A 23,146-nucleotide genomic window follows, 5' to 3' on the forward strand; every position below is an offset into this window, starting at 1 on the left:
GCAACTTGCGGCTCTTTTTGTTACTGCGCCTTCGGGCGGGCGTAGTTGATATGCCCCATCTTTCGGCCCGGCCGCGCCTCCGCCTTGCCGTAGAGATGCAGCGCCCCTTCCGGCTGTTCGGGAATGCCGCCCTCGCCGATGAGGTTCACCATCTTCACATCGCTATGCCGCTGCCCGGAGCCGAGCGGCAGGTCGCAAATGGCCCGGATATGCTGCTCGAACTGGTCGATCTCGCAGCCATTCTGCGTCCAGTGGCCCGAATTATGCACCCGCGGGGCCATCTCATTGACCACGAGCCCGTGCTCCGTGACGAAGAGCTCCACCCCCATCACGCCGACATAATCGAGCGCGTTCAGGATCTTTCCTGCCATCAGCACCGCATCTTGAAGCGTTCCGGCCGGTTGTGTCGCGGGCACATTGGTGACGCGCAGAATGCCGTCCTCATGATCGTTCTGGCCCGGATCGAAACAGGCGATCTCGCCTGAGCGGCTCCGCGCGGCAATCACCGAAATCTCAGCGGAGAAGTTGACGAACCCCTCAAGGATCGCCGGTGCGCCCTCAATCGCCGCGACAGCCTCAGCCGCTTCCGCGCCCGCATTGACCCGCACTTGCCCCTTGCCATCATAGCCGAAACGGCGGGTTTTGAGGATCGCGGGCGTGCGCGTGTTCGCGAGGCCCGTCAGCAGATCATCCTCGTCATTCACCCCGTAAAACGGTGCGACGGGCAGGGCGAGGCGGGTGAGGAAGTTCTTCTCCAACATCCGGTCCTGCGTGATCTCCAGCGCTTTGGCGTCCGGGAAACATGGCGTGTCGCCGAGATGATCGTAAACCTCCAGCGGGATATTCTCCCACTCCAGCGTGATCACATCGCATCGCTCGGCAAACCGGGCCAGGGCGTCCGCATCTTCGAACGCCGCCTGAATATGCTCTGCCGCCACCTCTGCTGCGGGCGGGTGGTCCTCCGGCGCGAAGATCACAACATGCTTGCCAAGCCGCGCCGCCGCGACCGCGAGCATCCGGCCAAGCTGACCGCCGCCCAAAATCCCGATGGTCTTGATGTCACTCATCTTTCGGTTCCTCCGCCACGGCTTCACTCTGCGCCGCGCGCCAGGCGTCGAGACGTTCGGCCAGCGCGGGATCATTCACCGCCAGTTGCGCCGCCGCGAAGAGCGCCGCATTTGCCGCGCCGGCAACGCCAATCGCGAAAGTCCCAACCGGCACGCCTTTTGGCATTTGCACGATGGAATAGAGGGAATCGAGACCCGACAGCGCCTTCGATTGCACCGGCACCCCAAGCACCGGCACCCGCGTTTTCGCCGCGATCATCCCCGGCAGATGCGCCGCGCCGCCCGCGCCCGCGATGATCGCGGCCAAACCGCGCCCGGCGGCGGCTTCGGCATAGGCGAACATCCGATCCGGCGTGCGGTGCGCGCTCACGATTTTCGCCTCATAAGCCACGCCAAGCGCATCGAGAATCTCGGCGGCGGCTTTCATCGTCGGCCAGTCCGACTGGCTGCCCATGACAATGCCGACTTTGGGAGTGCTCATAACGGCCTCATGCAATAATATCAGGGAACAAACGGTCTTCGATCTGGGCGATCTGGTCCTTGAGCACCAGCTTCTGTTTTTTCAGCCGCCGCACTTCAAAGGCCGTTCCGGCCCCGTCCTCGACCAAAGCGTGAATTTTCTCATCAAGCCGACGATGCCGCACCCGCAGAACGTCCAGCTCCGCCTTCAGCACCTCTTGCTCATTCATCTCATGGGTCGTCATGCCGATCCAGACCGCCTCGTGTTCCTTCGCAATCTAGCCCGGCCATGCGGGGAGGGAAACCCCCACAAACGCCGCAGACCGCGCTTATCCTACCCTTGTGATACAGGCGTCCTAACCCCATATTAATGCCAAGAGACGTTGCCAGAATGGGACGTCAGGGAAAAGGCGCCAATGAGGGCTTTGCAAGATGACAAAACATAATTTCGGCTCGCATCCCTATTTGCTTGGGTTCGAGCAGCTTGATCGCCTCGTAGAGCGGACGAGCAAGGCGGGGCAGGACAGCTATCCGCCTTATAATATTGAACAAACGGCTCAGGATGGGTATCGGATCAGCCTCGCGGTGGCGGGTTTTACCGAAGATGACCTTGAGATTACCGTCGAAGATAACCAACTCTTTATAAGCGGACGTAAACCGGCAGAGGACGAAAGCCGCGTCTATCTGCACCGCGGCATCGCCGCCCGCGCTTTCCAACGCAGTTTTGTGCTGGCTGAAGGTGTCGAGGTGACGGGTGCGGACATGGAAAACGGGCTGCTGCATATTGATCTCGAACGCCAGCGTCCGGACACGGTGACGCGCCGGATCGAGATTGGCAAAGGAGGCAAATGATGGAAGAGCAGGAAATCATGGGTGGCGGGGCCACCGTCTATGTGCGCGCCGTCGATGTTGCGGACCTCCCCGACGAGGTGCGCGAGCAGGCGGGCGATCTGAGCGAGCTTTATGCGATCCACGACGAGGAGGGCACGCAGCTCGCCCTCGTGGCCGACCGCAAGCTGGCCTTCACCGTCGCGCGCCAGCACGAATTTGCGCCGGTGAGTGTGCATTAACCGCAGCGACAGAATTCAAAAGAAAAGCCCGCCAAATTGGCGGGCTTTGTCGTTTTTGCAGGTGCCCCTGACGGGGCAGGGCGCGTTAGTCGCTGGTGCCGATCAGACCGAGGCTTTCGAGCTTCAGCAGCACCTGGTGCGCGCAGTGATCGACCTCAACGGCTTCGGTGTCGAGGACCAGTTCGGCATTGGTCGGCTCTTCGTAAGGGTCCGAAATGCCGGTGAATTCCTTGATCTTGCCTTCGCGGGCCAGCTTGTAGAGGCCCTTGCGGTCGCGGCGCTCACACTCTTCGAGCGAGGTGGCGACATGGACTTCCACGAAGGCCCCATATTGCTCGATCTCTTCACGCACGGCGCGGCGGGTCGCGGTGTAGGGCGCGATCGGTGCGCAGATGGCGATGCCGCCATTCTTGGTGATCTCGCTCGCGACATAGCCGATGCGGCGGATGTTGAGGTCGCGGTGCTCTTTCGAGAAGCCGAGCTCCGAGGAGAGGTTTTTACGAACCACATCGCCGTCGAGCAGCGTGACCGGGCGGCCGCCCATTTCCATCAGCTTCACGCGCAGCGCGTTGGCGACGGTGGATTTGCCCGAGCCCGACAGGCCGGTGAAGAACACGGTGAAGCCCTGCTCATCCCGCGGCGGGCGGGTCTTGCGCAGCTCGTTCACCACTTCGGGGAAGGAGAACCATTCCGGAATGTCGAGACCTTCGGCCAGACGGCGGCGCAGCTCGGTGCCGGAGATGGAGAGAACGGTCGCGCCCTCTTCCACTTCGTCCTGCGGCTCATACTGGGCGCGGTCCTGCACATAGACCATCATTTTGAAGTCGACCATTTCGATGCCCATCTCGTCCTCGAACTCGCGGAAGAGATCCTGTGCATCATAGGGGCCGTAGAAGTCCTCGCCTTGGCTGTTCTTGCCGGGGCCCGCATGGTCGCGGCCCACGATGAAATGGGTGCAGCCGTGGTTCTTGCGGATCAGCCCGTGCCAGACGGCTTCGCGCGGCCCGGCCATACGCATGGCGAGGTTCAGAAGCGAAAGCGAGGTCGTGGACTGCGGGTATTTGTCGAGAACCGCCTCATAGCAGCGCACGCGGGTGAAGTGGTCGATATCGCCCGGCTTGGTCATGCCGACAACCGGCTGGATGAGCAGGTTGGCTTGCGCTTCCTTGGCGGCGCGGAAGGTCAGTTCCTGATGCGCGCGGTGCAGCGGGTTGCGGGTCTGGAAGGCCACCACGCGGCGCCAGCCCATTTTGCGGAAGAAGGCGCGCAGCTCGTTCGGCGTGTTGCGACGGCCACGGAAATCATAATGGATCGGCTGCTGGATCCCGGTGATCGGGCCGCCGAGATAGACGTTGCCTGCAGTGTTGTGCAGATAGTTCACCGCCGGATGCGCCAGATCGTCCGCGCCGAAGACTTTCTCGGCTTCTTTGGACTTGTTCGGCACCCATTTGTCGCTGATCGAGAGGATTGCGAGAATCACGCCCTCTTCGTCGCGAAGGGCAATGTCCTGACCCGGCTGCACGGTGTCGGCGAATTTCTCGCTCACATCGAGAGTGATCGGCATCGGCCAGAGCGAGCCATCCTTGAGGCGCATCGTGTCGACGACGCTGTTATAATCATCCTCACCCAGAAAGCCGGTCAGCGGGGCGAAGCCGCCATTCATCAGCAGTTCAAGGTCACAGACCTGACGGGCGGTCAGGTCCCAGGACGGCAGCTCGGCTGCCTCTTTCTTCAGCTTCTCGGCGCTGTCTGCGGAGACGTAAAGTTCCGGAATCGGCTTCGTATTCTCTAGGGTCATTCTGCTACTCACTCGGGGGAGGTGTCGGTTCTACACATATACTGCCGCGCGTATGCAATGACCGCGCGGCTATTTCAAGTCTTTTGAATGTTGCGGTGCAGCAAAAGACGGCTGTTCCGCCTTCACGTTTGCGCGTGGACTTTAATCCTCTTGCGCGGCTAGAAACCGCTCCGCTTCCAGCGCTGCCATACAGCCCGCGCCGGACGAGGTGACCGCCTGACGATATTGATGGTCCGTCAGATCGCCCGCGGCAAAGACGCCGGGAATCGAGGTGCGGGTGCTGTCCGGCTCGGTGACGACATAGCCGCCCATATGGGTTTCAAGCTGGTCGATCACCAGTTCCGAAGAGGGGCTGTGACCGATGGCGATGAACACACCGTCCACGGCTTTCTCAAAGGTCTCGCCGGTCTGGTTGTTGCGCAGGCGCACGCCGGTCACGCCTTTGGGGTTCTCCGTGCCGAGAATTTCCTCGACCTCGTGGAACCACATCGTCTCGATCTTCTCGTTTTTCAGCAGACGGTTTTCGAGGATCTTTTCGGAGCGCAACTCATCGCGGCGGTGGACCAGCGTGACCTTGCTCGCGAAATTGGTGAGGAACAGCGCTTCCTCAACGGCCGTATTGCCGCCGCCGACCACAATCACCTCTTTGCCGCGATAGAAGAAGCCGTCGCAGGTCGCACAGGCCGAGACGCCGAAGCCTTTGAATTTCTCTTCCGACTCGAGCCCCAGCCACCGCGCTTGCGCGCCGGTCGCCAGCACAACCGCATCCGCCGTATAGGTTGCGCCGCTTTGGGTCTTGGCGGTGAAGGGACGTTTCGACAGATCCAGACTGTCCACATGATCGCCGATGATCTCGGTCCCGGCCTTGCGAGCATGGGCTTCGAGATGCTGCATGAGTTCAGGGCCTTGCGTGTCAATAATGCCGGGCCAGTTCTCCACCTCAGTGGTGATCATGAGCTGGCCGCCCGGCTCATTGCCTTGCAGCAGAATCGGCTCCAGCATCGCGCGCGATCCGTACACGCCAGCGGTATAGCCAGCGGGGCCGGAGCCGATGATCAGCAGGCGGGTGTGGCGAGTCTCGGACATGACAATGCTCCTTTGTAACGGGGCCGTATATAGTGGGCATCAAAAGAGCCGAAAAGCCCCATTTCTGAGACAGGGACGCACTTCGCCTCGCGCGCGGCCCCGTGGGATAGCCGCTGCGCCGCAGCGTATTATGCGAAACATTCTTGCGGAGATTGCGCCGCTTCGATAATCATGGCCGGAATTCGATGAATATGTGAGTGCAGATGACCGGACCCCGTCTCGACCCGATTGACCGCAAGATCCTTGCAGAATTGCAGGATGATGGGCGGATGACCAATGTGGAGTTGTCGCGCCGTGTGGGGATCTCCGCGCCGCCGTGTCTGCGCCGGGTGCGTGCCCTTGAAGAAGAGGGCTATATCACCGGCTATCACGCGGATGTGAACGCACGCGAACTTGGTTTCGAAGTGCAAGTCTTTGCCATGATCCGGCTCTCCAGCCAGTCGGAGGCGGATCTCGTGGATTTTGAGAAGCGTGTGCAGGATTGGCCGCTGGTGCGTGAGTGCCACATGCTCAATGGCGAGATTGATTTCATCCTCAAATGCGTCGCGCCGGACCTGACAAGTTTCCAGCATTTTCTGACCCATGACCTCACCGCCGCGCCGAATGTGTCCTCGGTGAAAACCTCGCTTGTGATCCGCGGCGCGAAGGACGTGCCAGGCGTTCCCTTCTCTATAGTGGAGGAGCGCGCAAAGGACCGCGAAGAGGATATTTCGCGCTAAACCGCGCCCGCCTTCACCTCGCAATCGCGTGATAACCCTCAAAATTCCGTTGCCGGGTCTTACATAGGCTGTGGTAACGATTGGGCTATCAACAGTGGAGGAACCCCATGAGTCTGATGAAAACACTTGCCAAAGCGGCTGTCGGCGTGGCCGTCGCGAAGGGCATTAGCGGCCTTGCGAAAAGCGGTAAGGGCCAGAATGGCGGCTTGCTTGGCGACATCCTGAGCGGCGGCGCAGGCGGCAGCGATAACTACAAGCGCAGCCGTGACAGCTTTGGCGGCAGCCGTGGCAGCGCGTCCTCGGGCGGCGGTCTTGGCGGGCTTCTGGAGCAGCTTGGCGGCGCCGGGCGGTCCTCCACCTCCGCATCCGGCGGCGGCATTTCCGATCTCATCAAAGGTCTTGCTGGCGGCGGCGCAGCCGCAGGCGGTCTGGGTGGGATCCTCGGCGGCATGTCGGGCGGTCAGGCACAGGCGCAGAACCGCCAGCAGGAAGAGAGCTTCGGCGAGCTTCTGAACGACGCGTTCCGCAATGATGGCGAGCCCTCGGTCCAGCCGACCGCCGATCAGGAAGCCGCAGCGGGCCTCATGCTCCGCGCGATGATCCAGGCGGCGAAGGCAGACGGGAAGATCGACGATGCGGAAAAGCAGCGCATCCTCGGCAATCTCGACGATATCGGGCCGGAAGAGCGCGACTTCATCAACCAAGAAGTGCAAGCGCCGGTCGATGTGGACGGTCTCGCGCGTCAGGTGCCGAACGGTCTTGAAGCGCAGGTTTACACCATGTCCGTCATGGCGATTGACCTCGATAGCCGCGCCGAAGCGGAATATCTGCACAAGCTCGCGTCTGCGATGAATCTCGGGAAGGATGATGTGAACACCATCCACGAGAAGCTGGGCGTGCCGTCGCTTTACAAATAAGCGTCGCCCCTCAATGGAAAAGCCCGCCATTCCGGCGGGCTTTTTTCGTTAACGCAGGCGCATCCCCGATTGCGCATCGAAGAGGAAGGTTTGCGACGGATCGAAGCCGACGCCGACCTGACTGCCCTCATCGAGCGTGATCTTCCCACGCGCCTCCGCGATGATCCGCTCGCCATTCGGGGTCCGCAGATAGGCATAGGAGACGCCGCCGAGGGACTCGACCAGTTCCACCGTCAGCGCGCCGCCGTCTTCTATCGTCAGCCATTCGGGGCGGATACCGACGGAGACTTGCGTGCCGTCCGACGGCAGATTCATCGCATAATTCAGCGACTGCCCCATGGCCGGGATCTCGACCGCACCGTCTTTCACCACACCCTCAAGGAAGTTCATCGCCGGAGAGCCGATGAAACCAGCGACGAAGCGGTTGTCGGGGTCCTCATAAAGCTCCATCGGCGCGCCGACCTGTTCGATATGGCCGCTGCGCAGCACCACAATCTTGTCCGCCAGCGTCATCGCTTCGACCTGATCGTGCGTCACATAGATCATCGTCGCGCCAAGCTCCTTATGAAGACGCGCGATCTCCACCCGCATATCGACCCGGAGTTCCGCATCGAGGTTCGAGAGCGGCTCGTCGAAAAGAAACACCTCCGGCCCGCGCACAATCGCGCGGCCAATGGCAACACGCTGGCGCTGCCCGCCCGAAAGCGCTTTTGGCTTGCGGTCAAGATAATCCTCAAGCTTCAAAATCCGCGCGGCCTGATCGACCTTGGAGGTGATGGTGTCTTTCGGCACGCCGTTCATCTTGAGGCCGAAGCCCATATTCTCGCGCACGGTCATATGCGGATAGAGCGCGTAAGTCTGAAACACCATGGCGACGCCGCGCTCGGCCGGGTCCAGCTTGGTCACATCGCGCCCGCCGATATGGATCTCGCCGCCCGAGGTTTCCTCCAGCCCCGCGATCATCCGCAGCAGCGTGGACTTGCCGCAGCCCGAGGGGCCGACGAACACGCAGAACTCGCCCGGCTCCACATCGAGGCTGACCCCGTGGATCACCTCGACCGTCCCATATTTTTTCACCGCAGATTTGAGTTTGACCCCTGACATCCGCATTCTCCCTATTGGTTTTTATTGTCCCGGAAAACTCCAGGCTTCCGCTTCCCGCGCAATGGCTTCGGCGGTGTGTTTCAAGTCGTTTTCAAAGGTGAGCAGCGGGCCGAGCGCATCATGTCGCCCCGCTTTCGTGATCGAGAGCCCGCCAACCGCGTGACCCGCCGCTGACAGGATCGGCGCGGCAATGCAGATGATGCCGTCCTCATGCTCCTCCCGGTCAAAGGCAATGCCCGCCGCCCGGATCTCGGCACATTCTGCGCGGAGCGCGTCCGGGCCGGAGAGGGTCTGCGGGGTGTAGGGGTGAAAGCTCTGCTCCGCGATCACCCGCTCCATCTGGTTTTCGGGCAAATGCGCCAGCATCGCCTTGCCGACCCCCGTGCAATAGGCGGGGCCGATCTTGCCCGCCTGACTCATCATCGGCACCGGGATGCGCGCATTCCGCTTGTCGATATAAAGCACCTGCCCGTGATCGAGCTGCGCCAGATGTACGGTCTCGCCGATCTTCTGCGAGAGCGCGTCGATATGGGGCCGCGCAATCGGCGCAAGCGAATTCTGCGCCCAGCATTTATGCGCCAGCCGCATGAGCCGGACTCCAAGCCCATACGTTCCGCGCTCTTCATCATAAACGAGCATCTGCTGACTCGTGAGCGTCTGGAGGAGGCGATAAAGCGTCGCTTTGGGCAAATCGCTTTGGGCCAGCAATTCGGAGAAACGCGGCGGCGCGTCATGAGCGGCGACCATGTCGAGCACCGACAGGGCCTTTCCGACCGTCCCATCCCCGTAATTTTGTTTCTGAATACCCATGCTCATCCTTCCGAATCTGTTGACAGCCTGCCACGTCTTCGGCATGATTTCAATATATAGAACAAAGTTTCAAATAATGAAACTAACGAGAGATGATGCAACAGGGAGATGCATATGCTTACCAACACATTGAAAGCGGGGCTTTTTGCTGCGCTCATGGCCTCGCCGCTGACCGCGGGCGAGCTGGTCATCAACACGGACGCGTCCGATCCGGCGCCCAAACAGGCCTTTGACGAGTTGATCGCGGCCTTCGAGGCGGAGCACCCGGATATCACCGTGACCGTCAACACCTTCGATCATGAGGGCTATAAGACCTCAATCCGCAACTTTCTCACCGCCGACGCGCCGGATCTGGCCAACTGGTATGCGGGCAACCGGATGAAGCCTTACGTGGATGCGGGGCTGTTCGAGCCGGTCGATGATGTGTGGGAGGAGAACAATCTCAGCGAAACCCTCGCGCCCGCCGAGCAGGCGATGACCCTCGACGGCCAGAAATGGGGCGTGCCCTATACCTATTATCAGTGGGGCATTTACTACCGCAAAGACATCTTTGAGGAGAACGGCATCGCCGCGCCGACCAATTGGGAGGAGTTTTTGGCGGCTTGTGCCACGCTGAAAGAGGCGGGGATCACGCCGATCACGACCGGCTCCAAGGCGCTCTGGCCGATTGCGGGGATCTTCGATTATCTCAACCTGCGCACCAATGGCTATGAGTTCCACATGCAGCTGACCGGCGGCGAAATCCCGTGGACGGATGACCGCGTGAAGCAGACCTTCGCCCATTGGCAGGAGCTCATCGACAACGAATATATCTATGAAAACCACGCCGCGATCGACTGGCAGGACGCGCTCCCGCAGCTCGTGAATGGCGAGGCGGCGATGTATGTGATGGGCAATTTCGCGGTCGCGCCGATGCTCGATGCGGGGCTGACCCCGGACACGCTCGGCTTCATGCAGTTCCCGGCGATCAACCCGGATGTGGACCTCGCCGAAGAAGCGCCGATGGACACGATCCATATCCCGGCCAATGCCAAGAACAAGGAAGACGCCAAGACCTTCCTCGCCTATCTCGCCCGCGCCGATGTGCAGACGCAGATGAACCAGACACTCGGCCAGTTGCCGATCAACACGCAGAGCGAAGTGGGCGACGATCCCTATCTGCAAGCCGGTTTCGAGATGCTGTCCGGCACCACGGCGGGGATCGCGCAGTTCTTTGACCGCGACGCCGATGCGCAGATGGCCAAGGCCGGGATGGAGGGGTTCCAGGAATTCATGGTCAAGCCCGACCGTCTCGACGCGATCCTTGAGCGGCTCGAAAAGACCCGCCAGCGCGTCTACGGCGAATAAAGTGATCCGCGGGGCGGCCCGGCTGCCCCGCCTTTCCTTGAGGGAGGGACCATCATGACCCAGCCAGCCTTGCCCACGACCGAAGTCAAACGCAGCTTCTGGAAGCGCAATCAGCAGACCCTGACGCCGTGGCTTTTCCTCGCGCCGGGCATTTTGATGTTCGTCCTCTATGTCATCTGGCCGGTCTTCCAGTCCTTCGCCGTCTCCTTCTACGCTTGGGACGGTCTCGGGGACAAAACATGGGTCGGCATGGGCAACTATACCGAGCTGATGGATGACGATGCGTTTTACACCTCGCTGAAAAACAACGTCATCTGGCTGGTCCTCTATCTGCTGGCGATTCCCGGCGGTCTCTTTGTCGCGCTGTTCCTCAACCAGACCGTGCGCGGCATCCGCATCTATAAATCGCTCTTCTTCTTCCCCTTCGTGATCTCGCAGGTCGTGGTCGGCCTCGTCTTCGCGTGGTTCTACGATCCGTCCTACGGGCTCTTTAACGAATTCATCGGGCTCTTCGGGTTCGAGCCGATTGCGGTGCTCGCCGACGAGCGTTTCGTGACCTATGGCATCATCGCGGCGGGCCTCTGGCCGCAAACCGCTTACTGCATGATCCTCTACCTCACCGGCCTCAACGCCGTGGACCCCGAGCAGATCGAAGCCGCGCGGCTCGACAATGCCAAGGGCTGGAAAATGCTGTGGTATGTGATCCTGCCGCAGCTCAAACCCGCCACCTTCATCGCCTTTGTGGTGACGATCATCGGCGCGCTGCGCTCCTTCGATCTCATCTCGATCATGACCGATGGCGGCCCTTACGGCTCGTCCCGCGTGCTGGCCTTCTACATGTATGAGCAGGCTTTCTCCGAATATGGCTTCCGCATGGGTTACGGCGCGGCGATTGCCGTGGTGCTGTTCCTCATCATGATGGTCTACATCTCCTACGTGCTGTGGAAGATGTATCGCGACGAGCGGGGGTGAGCATGAAAGCCCGCCTGCAAACCATCTGCGAGACGCTGCCCGGCGCGGTCCTCGATCATCCATGGGACGACCAGCACGACGCCTGGAAGATCGGCGACAAGATGTTCGCCGTGATCGGGGCCAAGCTGCAGGGCGTCTCCGTCAAATGCAGCGATGTCGAGACGGCGCAGATGCTGATCGACGCCGGTGTCGCCCGCAAGGCCCCGTATTTTCACCAAAGCTGGGTGCAGTTGCCGCCCGAAACAGAAGACGAGGAACTGCGCCACCGCGTCCTCGTATCCTATGATGTGATCCGGTCCGCTTTGCCGAAAAAGACGCAAAGCCAATGGCCGCAGAGGGAGGAAATCTGATGTTCCCGACACCGATTGAACGCACCAGCACCGCCAATCAATGGATCTACAAGGTCGCGCTGCCGATCTCGCTGGTCATCTGGCTCCTGCCGCTGATCGCCGTTGCGCTGACTTCGATCCGGCCCGCTGCCGATATTACGGCGGGCAATTACTGGGGGATGCCGTCGAGTTTCAATTTCTTGGAAAACTACCGCGCGGTCTTCGATAACTCCCCCATCGGCGCCTATATCCTCAACAGTTTCAAGGTGACGATCCCGACCGTGATCGGCGCGGTCGCGCTCTCATGCATGACCGGTTTTGCCCTCGGCGTTTACCGCTTTCCCGGCAACCTGCTGATCTTCTTCATGTTCGTTGCGGGCAACTTCGTGCCCTTCCAAATCCTGATGGTCCCGGTGCGCGATTTCACCGTGAATATGGGGCTTTACAATACCGTGACGGGCCTCGCGCTCTTCCATATCGCCTTCCAGACCGGCTTTTGCACGCTCTTCATGCGCAATTTCATTCGCGCCTTACCGAAGGAGCTGATTGAGGCCGCGCGGGTCGAAGGCGTCGCTGAGTGGCGCATCTTCTGGTTCATCGTGCTGCCCTTGATGAAGCCCGCGATTGCGGCGCTGTCGGTGCTGATCTTCACCTTCATCTGGAACGATTATTTCTGGGCGACCGTCCTCACCCAAGGCGCGGAAACGCAGCCCGTGACCGCCGGTCTCTACTCGCTCAACGGCCAATGGGTCGCCCAGTGGCACCTCGTCTCGGCGGGCGCGATCATCGCCGCGCTGCCGCCGGTGCTGATGTTCTTCCTGATGCAGCGCCATTTCATCGCTGGCCTCACCCTCGGGGCGGTGAAATGAGGCAATATTGGCGGCTCGATGATGCGGGGTGGACGCTGGTTCTCGCAGGTGGGGAGGGGCTGGCCGAGGCGCTCTATCTGGGCCCGCGCCTGCCGGATGGCGAGGATTTGGCCGCGCTCGACGCGCTCTCGCGCCGCGATGTGACCGGCGGAATGCTGGACGAAAACCCGCCGCTCTCGCTCTGCCCCGAAGCCCGCCGCAGCTTTCCCGGCCAGCCGGGGATGGTCGCCTATGGCGCGGATGGGGCGTTGCTCGCGCCGGTTTGGGCGTTCGAGCGTTCGGAGGAATATGAGGAGGACCGTCTCGCGCTGCACTACCGCGCGGAGCGTCTGCGCCTCTCCTTCCATTTCGCGGTGACATATGCGGGCGTCCTGACAGCCGAAACCGCCCTGACCAGCGACGCGCCGATCCGTCTCCACTGGCTCGCCGCGCCCGTCTTGCCGGTCTCCGGTGTTTACGATGATCTCATAGACACCAACGGCCGCTGGATTGGCGAATTTCAACTGAATCGCAAACCGATCACCCCCGGCATTATCCAGCGGGAAGCGCGAAATGGGCGCTCCGGCCATGAACATCCGCCGCTCGCCTTCCTCGCCGGTCACGGCGCGAACAACAATTCCGGTCAGGTGCTTGGCCTCCATTACGACTGGTCCGGCGGGCACCGCATGGTGCTGGAGGAGCTGCCCGACGGGCGGCGGCAGATCCAGTTCGGTCACACGACGGGCAGCGAGCCGGTCGGCACCGAATTCACCACGGAAAAGCTGTCGATTGCGGTGAGCCAGAGCGGTCTCAACGGCGCGGGCATCGCCTTTCAGCGCCAGATCCGCGCCGCGCTGCCGCCGTTCCGCAAGCCGCGCCCGGTCCACTACAATTGCTGGGAGGCGATTTATTTCGACCACGATCTCGCGAGCCTCAAGGAGATCGCGAACCGCGCCGCCGACCTCGGGGCCGAACGGTTCGTCCTCGACGATGGCTGGTTCGGCAAACGCGACGACGACACCTCCAGCCTCGGGGATTGGGACATCGACCACCGCAAATGGCCGGACGGTCTGAGCCCGCTGATCGACCATGTCCAAAGCCTCGGCATGGGTTTCGGCCTCTGGTTCGAGCCGGAGATGATCAACGAAAGCAGCGACCTCTACCGCGCGCATCCCGATTGGGTTCTCGGGCCGGGGGATCAGATCACCGGCCGCCAACAGCTTTGCCTCGACATGTCGAAGCCAGAGGTGCGCCGCTATCTTTTCGACAAGATCAGCGCCGTGTTGAGCGCTCACGACATCGACTATATCAAATGGGACCACAACCGCCTCCTGCCGCATCCGGACGCCGCGCAAACCCGCGGGATCTATGCGCTTTTGGATGACCTGCGCGCGGCTTTCCCGGAGGTGGAAATCGAAAGTTGCGCCTCGGGCGGCGGGCGTATCGACGCGGGCATCCTGACTCGCTGCAACCGCGTCTGGCTCTCCGACAGCAACGACGCGCTGGAGCGGCTGCGCATCCAGCATGACGCTGCGCTTTTCCTTCCTGGCGTCGCGACCGGCTCTCATGTCGGCCCGCGCGTTTGCCATACATCCGGACGGACCCTCCCGATGCGGCTCCGCGCCTGGGTCGCCGCGCAGCGCCATATGGGGTTCGAGATGGACCCGCGCGAACTCACCGAGGATGAGGCGGCGACGCTGAAAGAGGTCACCGCATGGTGGAAGGCCAACCGCGACTGGATGGCCGAGGCCGATATTCTGCGGCTTGACGCGGATGACCCATCCGTCATCGCTGAGCTTCAACTCGCCGAAAACGGCCAGCGTTTCGTCGTCTTCGCGGGCCAAGCCGCAACCTCCACGCAAATCCTGCCGCGCCCGCTACGCCTCGCGGGCCTTGACCCGGACGCGCGTTACGAGATCACACTCTTGCCCGAAACCAACCCGCTGTCGCGCGGCAAACTCGCCCTCACGGACGGCTCGTTAACTCCGACCGGCCAAGCGCTCATGACGGCGGGTATCACCCTTCCGGCGCGTTTCCCGGAGACCATATCCATCATCGAAGGAACCCGTTTATGACCAAACGCCGCTCATCCCACTGGTATGGCAAGCGCGACAAGGACGGGTTCATTCATCGCTCGTGGATGAAAAATCAGGGCTTCCCGGACAGCGCCTTTGACGGCCGCCCGATCATCGGGATCTGCAACACATGGTCCGAGCTGACCCCCTGTAACGCGCATCTGCGGACCCTCGCCGAAGGGGTGAAACGCGGCGTTTGGGAGGCGGGCGGCTTTCCGGTGGAATTCCCCGTCATGTCCCTGGGCGAGACGCAGATGAAGCCGACCGCCATGCTTTTCCGCAACCTTCTGGCGATGGATGTGGAAGAGTCGATCCGCGCCTATGGCATTGACGGCGTTGTGCTTTTGGGTGGCTGCGACAAGACCACGCCGGGGCAACTCATGGGCGCGGCCTCCGTGGACCTGCCGACGATCGTGGTGTCCTCCGGGCCGATGCTGAATGGTAAATGGAACGGGCAGGATATCGGCTCCGGCACCGATGTGTGGAAATTCTCCGAAGCCGTGCGGGCGGGCGAGATGAGCCTTGAGGATTTCATGGCCGCGGAGTCCGGCATGTCGCGTTCCGCCGGGGTGTGCATGACGATGGGCACCGCCTCGACTATGGCGAGCCTCGTGGAGGCCATGGGTCTGTCGCTGCCGACCAATGCGGCGCTTCCGGCGGTCGATGCGCGGCGGATGATGCTCGCGCATCTCACCGGGCGGCGCGCGGTCGAGATGGTCGAGGAGGAGTTGAACCTCTCCAAAATCCTGAACCGCGAGAGTTTTGAAAACGCCATTCTTGCCAATGCCGCTGTCGGTGGGTCCACCAACGCGGTGGTGCATTTGCTCGCGATTGCGGGGCGGGTTGGCGTCGATCTCAGCCTTGAGGATTTCGAGATCGGCGCGGAGATTCCGCTGCTCGTCAACTGTATGCCATCCGGCAAATATCTCATGGAAGATTTCTGCTACGCGGGCGGGATGCCAGTGATTTTGAAGGAACTTGGCGCGCGGCTGCGGCCCGCTAACACCGTGATGAACCGCCCGATTTCCGCCTATTCCGACGGCGCGGAGAACTTCAACACCGACGTGATCCGTCCCTTTGACACGCCGCTGAAGCCCGCCGCCGGGCTGCGCGTTCTTAAAGGCAATCTCGCGCCGAACGGGGCGATCATCAAGCCCTCTGCCGCCTCCGATCACCTCTTACAGCATGAAGGCCCGGCCTATGTGTTCGAGAGCATTGAGGATCTGAAAGAGAATATCGACCGCCCTGATCTGCCCGTCACGGCGGACACGATTTTGGTGCTGAAAGGCTGCGGTCCGAAGGGCTATCCGGGGATGCCCGAGGTCGGCAACATGCCGATCCCGCGCGTGCTCGTGGAGCAGGGCGTGCGCGATATGGTCCGCGTGTCGGACGCGCGGATGAGCGGGACGGCCTTCGGAACGGTGGTTCTGCATGTCTCCCCCGAAACGCAGGCGGGCGGGCCGCTGGCTTTGGTGAAAACCGGCGACTGGATCCGACTTGATGCCAACGCGGGCGTGCTCGAACTGCTGGTCGATCAGGCCGAACTCGACGCGCGGCGCGCCGCGTGGGAAGCGCCGCCTTCGCAATATGAGCGCGGCTGGTCGAAGCTTTATATCGACCATGTTTTGGGCGCGGAGCAGGGCGCGGATCTTGACTTCCTGGTCGGCAAAGACACCCGTATTCCATGGAGGGAGAGCCATTGATGACAACGCAATTCCCTGATCTCAAAGACCAATCCGTCTTCATCACCGGCGGCGGCTCGGGCATCGGCGCGGTGCTGACGGACGCGTTTCTGGAGCAAGGCGCGAAGGTGGCGTTCGTCCAGCGCCGCGATGCGAACGCCTTTTGCGAAGAGATGGAGGCGAAACACGGCATCCGCCCGCTGTTCCTGCCATGCGACATCACCGACATTCCCGCGCTGAAAAACGCCATCGGTGAGGCGGCGAACCAGCATGGGCCGGTCACCGTTTTGGTGAACAATGCGGGCAATGATGTGCGGCATGATCTCTCTCTCAGCGTCGAGGAGTGGGACCAGAACCACGCCATCAATCTGCGCCCGCATTTCTTTACCGCGCAGGCGGTGGCGGGAGGGATGCGCGTTGCCGGGGGCGGGGCGATTATCAACGTGTCTTCCGCCAGTTACCTGATGGGCAATGACGGCTACCCCGCCTATGTCGCGGCCAATGCGGCGATCACCGGGCTGACGCGGGCGCTGGCGCGGGAACTGGGACCAGACAAGATCCGCGTCAATGCGCTCGTCCCCGGCTGGGTGCTGACCGAAAAGCAGTTGGAGATCTGGGCGAGCCCCGAGGATTTGAAAGAGCATCTGAAAAAGCAATGCCTTAAGGAACATTTGAAGCCAGAGGATATGTGCGGGCCGACCCTCTTTCTCGCCTCCACCGCCAGCCGCATGATGACCGGGCAGGTCATGGCCGTCGATGGCGGCGTCGTGGTGACGGGATGAGCGGGGCCGACTGGATCGCCGCCGATTGGGGCACGAGCAACCTGCGCGTCTGGGCGATGGCGGGGGCAAAGCCGGTCGATCACCGCGCGTCGGAGAAGGGGATGGGCGCGCTCTTGCCGGACGAATTCGCGCCGCATCTGAGCGAGATCACCGCCGATTGGGGACCGCTGCCCGTGGTGGCTTGCGGTATGGTCGGGAGCCGTCAGGGCTGGATTGAGGCGCCTTACCGCGCCGTGCCGACCTCCGCCGCGCCGCATCTCGTCCGCGCGCCGGGAGACCGCCCGGTCTGGATCGCGGGCGGGGTGAAACAGGACGACCCGCCTGATGTGATGCGCGGCGAGGAGACGCAGATCGCCGGGCTGCTCGCGCGTGATCCCGAGTTCGACGGGGTGGTGTGCCTGCCCGGCACCCACACCAAATGGGTGCGGATTTCTGCGGGCGAAATCTGCTTTTTTCAAAGCTTTATGACCGGTGAGCTGTTCAGCCTGCTCGCTAAACAATCGGTGCTGCGCCACACGGTCGGCACGCCCGACATCGCCGATCCCGCTTTCAGCGAAGCCGCCCAGGAGGCGATGGACCGCCCGCAGATCGCCTACGGCAAGCTCTTCCAACTGCGCTCCGGCGCGCTGCTCGGCGATCTTGCGCCGGATACGGCTGCGGCGCGCCTCTCTGGGCTGCTCGTCGGGCTCGAACTCGCCAGCGCCAAACCCTATTGGCTCGGCCAGCGGATCGCGATGATCGGCAATGACGCGCTCTCCGCCGGATATGAAGCCGCACTCGCCCCAATGGGGGCGATGATCGAACGCTATGAGACGGAAAGCGTGACCCTCGCGGGCCTCACCGCCGCATGGACCACCCTCAAGGAGACCCTATGACCCGCCCTCTGATCGCCATTTTGCGCGGCATCACCCCGCCCGAAGCCGTGCCGGTCGCAACCGCGCTGGTTAAGGCTGGCGTGACCATGATCGAAGTGCCGCTGAACTCGCCTGAGCCGCTCAAAAGCATCGCTGCCATTGTCGATGCGTTCGGCGATCAGGCGCAGATCGGCGCGGGTACGGTGCTGACGCCCGTGCAGGTCGATGAGGTGGCGGCGACCGGCGCAAAGCTCATCGTCTCGCCCAATTGCGACGCGGCGGTCATTGGCCATACCAAGGAAAAGGGGATGCAATCCTTTCCGGGCGTGATGACCCCGACCGAAGCCTTCACCGCGCTCAGCGCGGGCGCGGACGGGCTGAAACTCTTCCCCGGCGAGATCATCGGCGCGGCGGGGCTCAAGGCGATGAAAGCGATCCTGCCAGCGGGAACCCCGCTTTACGGCGTTGGCGGCGTGAGTGCGGAAAACATGGCCGAATGGGCCGCCGCGGGCGCGGCAGGCTTCGGCATCGGCAGCGCGATTTACAAACCCGGCGACAGCGCGGAAACGGTGGCGAAAAAGGCCGCCGCGCTGGTGGCCGCTTGCGACGAGGCGATGGCATGATTTTCGACGACACCCAATGCCTGCTTGGCGAAGGCCCACTCTGGTCGCCTGACGCGCAAGCGCTCTACTGGTTCGATATCCTCAGCAAGTCCCTGCACAGAAAGGGAGAAAGCCGCAAAACATGGCAGTTTGACGACTACGTCTCCGCCGCCGGGCGTGTCGAGAGCGGCAAGCTGCTCATCGCCTCGCAAAACGCGCTGAGCCTGTTCGACCCGGAAAGCGGCGGGCTCGATCTGGTCACGCCACTGGAGGCGGATCTGCCCGGCAACCGCTCCAATGATGGCCGCGCCGACCCGATGGGCGGGTTCTGGATCGGCACCATGGCGATCGACAAGACCAAGGGCGCAGGCAGCATTTACCGTTATTATCGCGGCGAATTGCGCAAGCTGTTCGGCGGGATAACCATCACGAACGCGATCTGTTTTGACCCCGATGCGGGCTATGCGTGCTTCACGGACACCGATATTGGCGTGATCCAGAAGGTCTGGCTCGACGATCACGGGTGGCCGCAGGGCGAGCCGCAACCGCATATCGATTTGGTCGAAGAGGGACTGAACCCCGATGGCGCGGTGATCGACGCGGAAGGCTGTCTCTGGTCGGCGCAATGGGGCGCGGGCCGTGTCGCGCGCTATGATGCGGATGGTAAATTCATGGATGCGGTGGACCTCCCCGCCAAGCAAATCTCCTGCCCGGCCTTTGGCGGCGCGGATCTCACCACGCTTTTCGCGACCTCTGCGGTCGAGGATCTCGATCCCGCGCCGGAGATGGAGGGCAAGACCTTCGCCGTCGAGATCGGCGTGAAAGGTCAGGAAGAACGTAAGGTTATCCTATGATCCCGACGCTTGGTTGCTGCTATTATCCCGAACATTGGCCGGAAGCGATCTGGGCCGAAGATGCCGCCCGGATGAAGGCGGCGGGGCTCACTTGGGTACGCATCGGCGAGTTCGCGTGGAGCCGGATCGAGCCGAAAGAGGGGCAATTTGATTGGGCGTGGCTCGACCGCGCGGTCGACATCCTCGGCGCGGCGGGCCTCAAGGTGGTGATGGGCACGCCGACCGCGACGCCGCCCCGCTGGGTGGTCACGAAACATCCCGATATGCTTGCGGTGGATGCGGATGGCCGCACGCGCGGTTTTGGCTCGCGCCGACATTATTGTTTCTCCCACGAGGGTTACCGCGCCGAGGCCGCCCGCATCACCGAGGCCATGGCCAAGCGCTACGGCCCGAACCCGCATGTCGCGGCGTGGCAGACCGACAATGAATATGGCTGCCACGACACGACGCTTTCCTATTCGGACGCCGCGCGCCGCGCCTTCCGCGACTGGCTGGGTCAAAAATACCAGTCGCCGGACGCGCTCAACCGGGCTTGGGGCAATGTGTTCTGGTCGATGCAGTATGACAGTTTCGACGAGATCGACCTGCCGAACCTCACCGTGACCGAGCCGAACCCGGCGCATGTCATGGATTTTCGCCGCTTTTCCTCCGATCAGGTGGCCGCGTTCAACCGCAGCCAAGCCGAGATTTTGCGCCGTTACACCGAGGCGCCGCTGACCCATAACTATATGGGCCGCATCACGGATTTCGACCATTTCGCCGTCGGCGCGGATCTCGATTTCGCGTCATGGGACAGCTATCCGCTCGGCTTTCTGGAGGATCGCTCATGGGATGGCGAGGAGTGGAAAGCGCGGTTTGCCCGCCATGGTGATCCGGATTTTCAGGCCTTTCACCACGATCTTTACCGCGCGGTCGGGCGCGGGCGCTGGTGGGTGATGGAGCAGCAACCCGGTCCCGTGAATTGGGCACCCTACAACCCGACACCCGCGGACGGCATGGTCCGCCTTTGGTCGTGGGAGGCCATCGCCCATGGCGCGGAGGCCGTGGTCTATTTCCGCTGGCGTCAGGTGCCCTTTGCGCAGGAGCAAATGCATGCTGGCCTTCTGCGTCCGGACTCCGCGCCGTCGCGCGGGTTGATCGAAGCGGAAGAGGTCGCGAAAGAGATCGCGGGTCTCGGAAATGTTGCGCAGCAAATTGCGCCCGTCGGTTTGGTCTTCGACTACGCCTCGGCATGGTCGAGCGAGGTGCAGCCGCAGGGCCGCGACTATGATTATTTCCAACTGGTGTTCGAGACTTACCGCGCGCTCCGCCGCCTCGGTCTCACGGTCGACATCCTGCCGCCGGACACTGCCGATTTCGGCGCGCGTAAAATGGTGGTCATTCCGGGCCTTTTCGCATGGACCGCCGCACTTCGCCGCGCGGTCGAGAGCTTCGATGGTCTCGTTGTCGCTGGCCCGCGCACCGGCGCAAAAACCGAGGATTTCCACACGCCCGTTCCCCTCCCGCCGCAAATGCCCGGCGTCGCCGCAACCGTCTCACGTGTTGCCAGTCTCCGCCCAAACCTCCGTGTGCCGCTCCCGAACGGCGGCAAAATCATCCGCTGGCGCGAGGAGGTGGACACGGACACGGCCATCGAAACCGGCGACGATGGCTGGCCCGTCCTGATGGGGAGCGACAAGCGTTTCTACCTCGCGGGCTGGCTCGACGGCGCAGCCGCGCATCGCATCTTTGGCGATCTGGCGCAAAAAGCGGGGCTGGCGGTGACCGATCTCGGCGATGCCAAACGCCGCCGGGACACCGCGACGCATCGCTTCCTCTTCGACTATGAAGCCGCCAGTGTGGAGATCATCCCGCATGACTGAGCCCTTCGATCTGCCGGACGGACGGCGCGGCCAGACCATCCGTCTCGAAAGCGGCCCGATGAGCGCCCGCATCCTGACGCTCGGCGCGACAGTGCAGGAACTGCGCCTCGGCGGGCGCCACTTGATGCTCGGCCTCGCCAACCCGGCGGACTATCTCGGCGTGCCGCATGTCATGGGCGCGATCCTCGCGCCGGTCGTCAATCGTGTGAAAGATGCGGCGGCGATGATCGGTGGAACCCCTTGGAAAACCGAACCCAACTGGCGCGGCCATCTGCTGCATAGCGGCCCCGAGGGCGCGCACATGCAAGTGTGGGAGATCACCGCGCAAGACGCGACCAGCGTCACCCTTTCGGTCACGCTAAATGGCCCCTTTCCCGGACCAAACCATGTGAGCGCGCGCTACGATCTCACCGCCGACGCGCTCCACCTCACCCTTGACATGACGACCGACGCGCCAACCCTCTGCGCCCCCGCTTTCCACCCCTATTTCAACTTCGGCGGCGCCTCGCGCGATCATCATCTCCGCATTCTCGCAGATCACTACCTGCCCACCGACTCCGACCTCCTGCCGACCGGAGAGATTGCGGCGGTGGAGGGCACGGCCTTCGATTTCCGCGACACCCGCGCAATCAGCCAGCCCTATGACAGCTGCTTTTGCCTCTCGCATAACCAGCGCGACCTGCGCCTCGTCGCATGGCTCACCGCCCCGGATGGCGGGCTGACCATGGAGCTCTCGACAACGGAGCCGGGTCTGCAACTCTTCCTCGGCGACACGACCGAAAGCGACGCGCCGGGTCTGGATGGCGACCCCTACGGCCCGGAAGCGGGCATCGCGCTCGAGGCCCAAAATTGGCCAAGCGCGGACCGTTTCGAGGCCTTCCCAAACACGCTGCTGAAACCCGGCGGGCGCTACCGGCAGGAGACGCGATTCCGATTCACCGAGTCAGCGTGACGCGAAAAACCGGGCGTCGATCCGCCGCGCCGTCCAACGTCCCGCGAGAAGCGCCGCGACGAAAAGCACCGGTTCGATCCGCATGAGTCCGAGCGCAGGGACAACGCCGCCGGGGCAAAATCCGCTGATCCCCCAACCGATCCCGAAAATCATCGCGCCGATGATGAGCCGGGCGTCGATAGCGGTTTTGGTCGGAAGATCAAAACGTTCTGTGATGAAAGGCGCATCGCGCCGCGCAAAAAATCACACGATAGCCAAAGACGGTCACCGCAAGCGCGCCGCCCATCACAAAGATCAGGCTCGGGTCCCACTGTCCCAAAATATCGAAGAAGTTGAGCACCTTCGCCGGATCGATCATCCCGGAGAGCGCGATACCTGCACCAAAGATCATGCCGATAAGTAGCGCCGCAATCAGTCGCATCAGACCCCTCCAAACACATGGCGGACGACGAAAAGCGTGACGATTGCACTGGTCAGAAAAATAGCCGTCACGACCAGGGACCGCCGCGCGCCGCGCGCGATCCCGCACACCCCATGGCCCGACGTGCAGCCTGCGCCAAAAGAAGTGCCGATGCCGACCAGAAACCCGCCGATGAGCATCATGGGCGTGGCGATCGGAACCTCAAAAGAGATCGGGGTGCCGCCTAAGCTGATCCAAAGAAAGGGTGTCAGAACCGCGCCGATGAGAAATGCGAATGTGACGTCGACGCCGGCTCTGTAGGGCGGCAACAGCGCGCCAATTAATCCGGTCATCCCGGCAATGCGTCCAAAAAGTGCCATAAACAGCGCTGCGGAGAGGCCGATCAATGCGCCGCCAGCCAGAGAAAGAAGCGGTGTAAATTCTGTCATCATAAAATTCAGACTCGCATGTTTATGATCTGGCGATGTTCAATTGAAACCGGAAATCCGGATCGCCGTGACCGCGATATCTACGATAGCAAGCCTCTTTCAGCAAGA

24 protein-coding genes and 1 pseudogene are annotated in these 23,146 nt (G+C 62.3%); 16 read left to right on the plus strand and 9 right to left on the minus strand.

Going from position 1 to position 23,146, the window contains the following annotated elements:
• Positions 1-20: 20 nt before the first annotated feature.
• From ACMA5I_RS02095 to ACMA5I_RS02105, 3 genes are read right to left on the minus strand one after another with little or no spacing between them, the layout of a single operon-like run.
• Entirely contained in the window at positions 21-1,067 is a 1,047-nt protein-coding gene (locus ACMA5I_RS02095; protein ID WP_525884569.1) for a 5-(carboxyamino)imidazole ribonucleotide synthase, read from the minus strand.
• Entirely contained in the window at positions 1,060-1,548 is a 489-nt protein-coding gene (gene purE, locus ACMA5I_RS02100; RefSeq protein ID WP_525884570.1) for a 5-(carboxyamino)imidazole ribonucleotide mutase, read from the minus strand. The genes ACMA5I_RS02095 and purE overlap by 8 nt, the downstream gene beginning before the upstream one ends.
• A 7-nt stretch (positions 1,549-1,555) precedes the next feature.
• On the minus strand, positions 1,556-1,771 hold the full coding sequence (locus tag ACMA5I_RS02105; protein WP_525884571.1) for a YdcH family protein: 216 nt from the start codon (positions 1,769-1,771) through the stop codon (positions 1,556-1,558).
• A gap of 187 nt (positions 1,772-1,958) precedes the next feature.
• On the opposite strand from ACMA5I_RS02105, the gene ACMA5I_RS02110 reads away from it, so the two are divergent.
• Positions 1,959-2,378, plus strand: coding sequence for an Hsp20 family protein (locus ACMA5I_RS02110; RefSeq protein WP_525884572.1), 420 nt, complete (start codon positions 1,959-1,961; stop codon positions 2,376-2,378).
• Positions 2,378-2,596: a DUF1150 family protein gene (locus ACMA5I_RS02115; RefSeq protein ID WP_525884573.1), complete on the plus strand. Its 219-nt coding sequence runs from the start codon at positions 2,378-2,380 to the stop codon at positions 2,594-2,596. Before ACMA5I_RS02110 ends, ACMA5I_RS02115 begins: the two co-directional genes overlap by 1 nt.
• An 85-nt stretch (positions 2,597-2,681) precedes the next feature.
• On the opposite strand, the gene ACMA5I_RS02120 is transcribed toward ACMA5I_RS02115, so the two are convergent.
• Entirely contained in the window at positions 2,682-4,394 is a 1,713-nt protein-coding gene (locus ACMA5I_RS02120) for a bifunctional sulfate adenylyltransferase/adenylylsulfate kinase (RefSeq protein WP_525884574.1), read from the minus strand.
• A 141-nt stretch (positions 4,395-4,535) separates the two neighbouring features.
• Entirely contained in the window at positions 4,536-5,480 is a 945-nt protein-coding gene (trxB, locus tag ACMA5I_RS02125; protein WP_525884575.1) for a thioredoxin-disulfide reductase, read from the minus strand.
• A 203-nt stretch (positions 5,481-5,683) separates the two neighbouring features.
• Between trxB and ACMA5I_RS02130 the strand changes: the two genes are divergently transcribed.
• Entirely contained in the window at positions 5,684-6,199 is a 516-nt protein-coding gene (locus tag ACMA5I_RS02130; RefSeq protein ID WP_525884576.1) for an Lrp/AsnC family transcriptional regulator, read from the plus strand.
• Between the two features lie 107 nt (positions 6,200-6,306).
• Positions 6,307-7,116: a tellurite resistance TerB family protein gene (locus tag ACMA5I_RS02135; protein ID WP_525884577.1), complete on the plus strand. Its 810-nt coding sequence runs from the start codon at positions 6,307-6,309 to the stop codon at positions 7,114-7,116.
• A gap of 48 nt (positions 7,117-7,164) precedes the next feature.
• Here ACMA5I_RS02135 and ACMA5I_RS02140 read toward each other — a convergent pair whose 3' ends face one another.
• Both ACMA5I_RS02140 and ACMA5I_RS02145 read right to left on the minus strand, forming a co-directional pair.
• The gene (locus ACMA5I_RS02140; protein WP_525884578.1) at positions 7,165-8,220 is read right to left on the minus strand and encodes an ABC transporter ATP-binding protein; all 1,056 of its coding nucleotides are present in this window, start codon (positions 8,218-8,220) and stop codon (positions 7,165-7,167) included.
• Between the two features lie 21 nt (positions 8,221-8,241).
• Complete coding sequence (locus ACMA5I_RS02145; protein WP_525884579.1) at positions 8,242-9,036, minus strand: IclR family transcriptional regulator; 795 nt, start codon at positions 9,034-9,036, stop codon at positions 8,242-8,244.
• 102 nt (positions 9,037-9,138) lie between these two features.
• Here ACMA5I_RS02145 and ACMA5I_RS02150 point away from each other — a divergent pair, with 102 nt between their 5' ends.
• The 12 genes from ACMA5I_RS02150 to ACMA5I_RS02205 are packed head-to-tail and all read left to right on the plus strand — an operon-like array spanning position 9,139 to position 22,189.
• Entirely contained in the window at positions 9,139-10,377 is a 1,239-nt protein-coding gene (locus ACMA5I_RS02150; protein ID WP_525884580.1) for an ABC transporter substrate-binding protein, read from the plus strand.
• 54 nt (positions 10,378-10,431) lie between these two features.
• Complete coding sequence (locus ACMA5I_RS02155) at positions 10,432-11,349, plus strand: carbohydrate ABC transporter permease (protein WP_525884581.1); 918 nt, start codon at positions 10,432-10,434, stop codon at positions 11,347-11,349.
• 2 nt (positions 11,350-11,351) lie between these two features.
• A complete protein-coding gene (locus ACMA5I_RS02160; RefSeq protein ID WP_525884582.1) occupies positions 11,352-11,699 on the plus strand; it encodes an MmcQ/YjbR family DNA-binding protein in 348 nt (115 codons plus the stop codon).
• Entirely contained in the window at positions 11,699-12,547 is an 849-nt protein-coding gene (locus ACMA5I_RS02165; protein WP_525884583.1) for a carbohydrate ABC transporter permease, read from the plus strand. The genes ACMA5I_RS02160 and ACMA5I_RS02165 overlap by 1 nt, the downstream gene beginning before the upstream one ends.
• On the plus strand, positions 12,544-14,601 hold the full coding sequence (locus tag ACMA5I_RS02170; protein WP_525884584.1) for a glycoside hydrolase family 36 protein: 2,058 nt from the start codon (positions 12,544-12,546) through the stop codon (positions 14,599-14,601). Before ACMA5I_RS02165 ends, ACMA5I_RS02170 begins: the two co-directional genes overlap by 4 nt.
• Positions 14,598-16,304 (plus strand): dihydroxy-acid dehydratase, encoded by a 1,707-nt coding sequence (locus tag ACMA5I_RS02175; protein WP_525884585.1) that lies wholly within the window; start codon positions 14,598-14,600, stop codon positions 16,302-16,304. Before ACMA5I_RS02170 ends, ACMA5I_RS02175 begins: the two co-directional genes overlap by 4 nt.
• Positions 16,286-17,065 (plus strand): SDR family NAD(P)-dependent oxidoreductase, encoded by a 780-nt coding sequence (locus tag ACMA5I_RS02180; protein WP_525884586.1) that lies wholly within the window; start codon positions 16,286-16,288, stop codon positions 17,063-17,065. Before ACMA5I_RS02175 ends, ACMA5I_RS02180 begins: the two co-directional genes overlap by 19 nt.
• A complete protein-coding gene (locus tag ACMA5I_RS02185) occupies positions 17,062-17,940 on the plus strand; it encodes a 2-dehydro-3-deoxygalactonokinase (protein ID WP_525884587.1) in 879 nt (292 codons plus the stop codon). The genes ACMA5I_RS02180 and ACMA5I_RS02185 overlap by 4 nt, the downstream gene beginning before the upstream one ends.
• A complete protein-coding gene (locus ACMA5I_RS02190; protein ID WP_525884588.1) occupies positions 17,937-18,542 on the plus strand; it encodes a bifunctional 4-hydroxy-2-oxoglutarate aldolase/2-dehydro-3-deoxy-phosphogluconate aldolase in 606 nt (201 codons plus the stop codon). Before ACMA5I_RS02185 ends, ACMA5I_RS02190 begins: the two co-directional genes overlap by 4 nt.
• Positions 18,539-19,375, plus strand: a complete 837-nt coding sequence (locus tag ACMA5I_RS02195; RefSeq protein ID WP_525884589.1) for an SMP-30/gluconolactonase/LRE family protein — start codon at positions 18,539-18,541, stop codon at positions 19,373-19,375. Before ACMA5I_RS02190 ends, ACMA5I_RS02195 begins: the two co-directional genes overlap by 4 nt.
• The gene (locus ACMA5I_RS02200; protein WP_525884590.1) at positions 19,372-21,237 is read left to right on the plus strand and encodes a beta-galactosidase; all 1,866 of its coding nucleotides are present in this window, start codon (positions 19,372-19,374) and stop codon (positions 21,235-21,237) included. Before ACMA5I_RS02195 ends, ACMA5I_RS02200 begins: the two co-directional genes overlap by 4 nt.
• On the plus strand, positions 21,230-22,189 hold the full coding sequence (locus ACMA5I_RS02205) for an aldose epimerase family protein (RefSeq protein ID WP_525884591.1): 960 nt from the start codon (positions 21,230-21,232) through the stop codon (positions 22,187-22,189). Before ACMA5I_RS02200 ends, ACMA5I_RS02205 begins: the two co-directional genes overlap by 8 nt.
• Here the strand turns inward: ACMA5I_RS02205 and ACMA5I_RS02210 are convergent.
• Positions 22,181-22,610, minus strand: a pseudogene (locus tag ACMA5I_RS02210) (DUF6691 family protein). The gene ACMA5I_RS02205 and the pseudogene ACMA5I_RS02210 overlap by 9 nt on opposite strands.
• Positions 22,610-23,041 (minus strand): YeeE/YedE family protein, encoded by a 432-nt coding sequence (locus ACMA5I_RS02215; RefSeq protein WP_525884592.1) that lies wholly within the window; start codon positions 23,039-23,041, stop codon positions 22,610-22,612. The pseudogene ACMA5I_RS02210 and the gene ACMA5I_RS02215 overlap by 1 nt, the downstream one beginning before the upstream one ends.
• Positions 23,042-23,146: the final 105 nt, after the last annotated feature.

Origin of the sequence: Jujubicoccus corallicola, from assembly GCF_047345645.1 — a bacterium.
Lineage (GTDB): Bacteria > Pseudomonadota > Alphaproteobacteria > Rhodobacterales > Rhodobacteraceae > JBLEFH01.

What these genes read in the sequence shown, in the direction of transcription:
- ACMA5I_RS02150 (WP_525884580.1), top strand. Translation starts at nt 9,139, where the DNA reads ATGCATATGCTTACCAACACATTGAAAGCGGGGCTTTTTGCTGCGCTC.
- ACMA5I_RS02105 (WP_525884571.1), bottom strand. Translation starts at nt 1,771, where the DNA reads ATGACGACCCATGAGATGAATGAGCAAGAGGTGCTGAAGGCGGAGCTG.
- ACMA5I_RS02160 (WP_525884582.1), top strand. Translation starts at nt 11,352, where the DNA reads ATGAAAGCCCGCCTGCAAACCATCTGCGAGACGCTGCCCGGCGCGGTC.
- ACMA5I_RS02215 (WP_525884592.1), bottom strand. Translation starts at nt 23,041, where the DNA reads ATGATGACAGAATTTACACCGCTTCTTTCTCTGGCTGGCGGCGCATTG.
- ACMA5I_RS02190 (WP_525884588.1), top strand. Translation starts at nt 17,937, where the DNA reads ATGACCCGCCCTCTGATCGCCATTTTGCGCGGCATCACCCCGCCCGAA.
- ACMA5I_RS02195 (WP_525884589.1), top strand. Translation starts at nt 18,539, where the DNA reads ATGATTTTCGACGACACCCAATGCCTGCTTGGCGAAGGCCCACTCTGG.
- ACMA5I_RS02120 (WP_525884574.1), bottom strand. Translation starts at nt 4,394, where the DNA reads ATGACCCTAGAGAATACGAAGCCGATTCCGGAACTTTACGTCTCCGCA.
- ACMA5I_RS02200 (WP_525884590.1), top strand. Translation starts at nt 19,372, where the DNA reads ATGATCCCGACGCTTGGTTGCTGCTATTATCCCGAACATTGGCCGGAA.
- ACMA5I_RS02140 (WP_525884578.1), bottom strand. Translation starts at nt 8,220, where the DNA reads ATGTCAGGGGTCAAACTCAAATCTGCGGTGAAAAAATATGGGACGGTC.
- ACMA5I_RS02165 (WP_525884583.1), top strand. Translation starts at nt 11,699, where the DNA reads ATGTTCCCGACACCGATTGAACGCACCAGCACCGCCAATCAATGGATC.
- ACMA5I_RS02155 (WP_525884581.1), top strand. Translation starts at nt 10,432, where the DNA reads ATGACCCAGCCAGCCTTGCCCACGACCGAAGTCAAACGCAGCTTCTGG.
- ACMA5I_RS02175 (WP_525884585.1), top strand. Translation starts at nt 14,598, where the DNA reads ATGACCAAACGCCGCTCATCCCACTGGTATGGCAAGCGCGACAAGGAC.
- ACMA5I_RS02130 (WP_525884576.1), top strand. Translation starts at nt 5,684, where the DNA reads ATGACCGGACCCCGTCTCGACCCGATTGACCGCAAGATCCTTGCAGAA.
- purE (WP_525884570.1), bottom strand. Translation starts at nt 1,548, where the DNA reads ATGAGCACTCCCAAAGTCGGCATTGTCATGGGCAGCCAGTCGGACTGG.
- trxB (WP_525884575.1), bottom strand. Translation starts at nt 5,480, where the DNA reads ATGTCCGAGACTCGCCACACCCGCCTGCTGATCATCGGCTCCGGCCCC.
- ACMA5I_RS02185 (WP_525884587.1), top strand. Translation starts at nt 17,062, where the DNA reads ATGAGCGGGGCCGACTGGATCGCCGCCGATTGGGGCACGAGCAACCTG.
- ACMA5I_RS02110 (WP_525884572.1), top strand. Translation starts at nt 1,959, where the DNA reads ATGACAAAACATAATTTCGGCTCGCATCCCTATTTGCTTGGGTTCGAG.
- ACMA5I_RS02180 (WP_525884586.1), top strand. Translation starts at nt 16,286, where the DNA reads ATGGAGGGAGAGCCATTGATGACAACGCAATTCCCTGATCTCAAAGAC.
- ACMA5I_RS02115 (WP_525884573.1), top strand. Translation starts at nt 2,378, where the DNA reads ATGGAAGAGCAGGAAATCATGGGTGGCGGGGCCACCGTCTATGTGCGC.
- ACMA5I_RS02145 (WP_525884579.1), bottom strand. Translation starts at nt 9,036, where the DNA reads ATGAGCATGGGTATTCAGAAACAAAATTACGGGGATGGGACGGTCGGA.
- ACMA5I_RS02095 (WP_525884569.1), bottom strand. Translation starts at nt 1,067, where the DNA reads ATGAGTGACATCAAGACCATCGGGATTTTGGGCGGCGGTCAGCTTGGC.
- ACMA5I_RS02205 (WP_525884591.1), top strand. Translation starts at nt 21,230, where the DNA reads ATGACTGAGCCCTTCGATCTGCCGGACGGACGGCGCGGCCAGACCATC.
- ACMA5I_RS02170 (WP_525884584.1), top strand. Translation starts at nt 12,544, where the DNA reads ATGAGGCAATATTGGCGGCTCGATGATGCGGGGTGGACGCTGGTTCTC.
- ACMA5I_RS02135 (WP_525884577.1), top strand. Translation starts at nt 6,307, where the DNA reads ATGAGTCTGATGAAAACACTTGCCAAAGCGGCTGTCGGCGTGGCCGTC.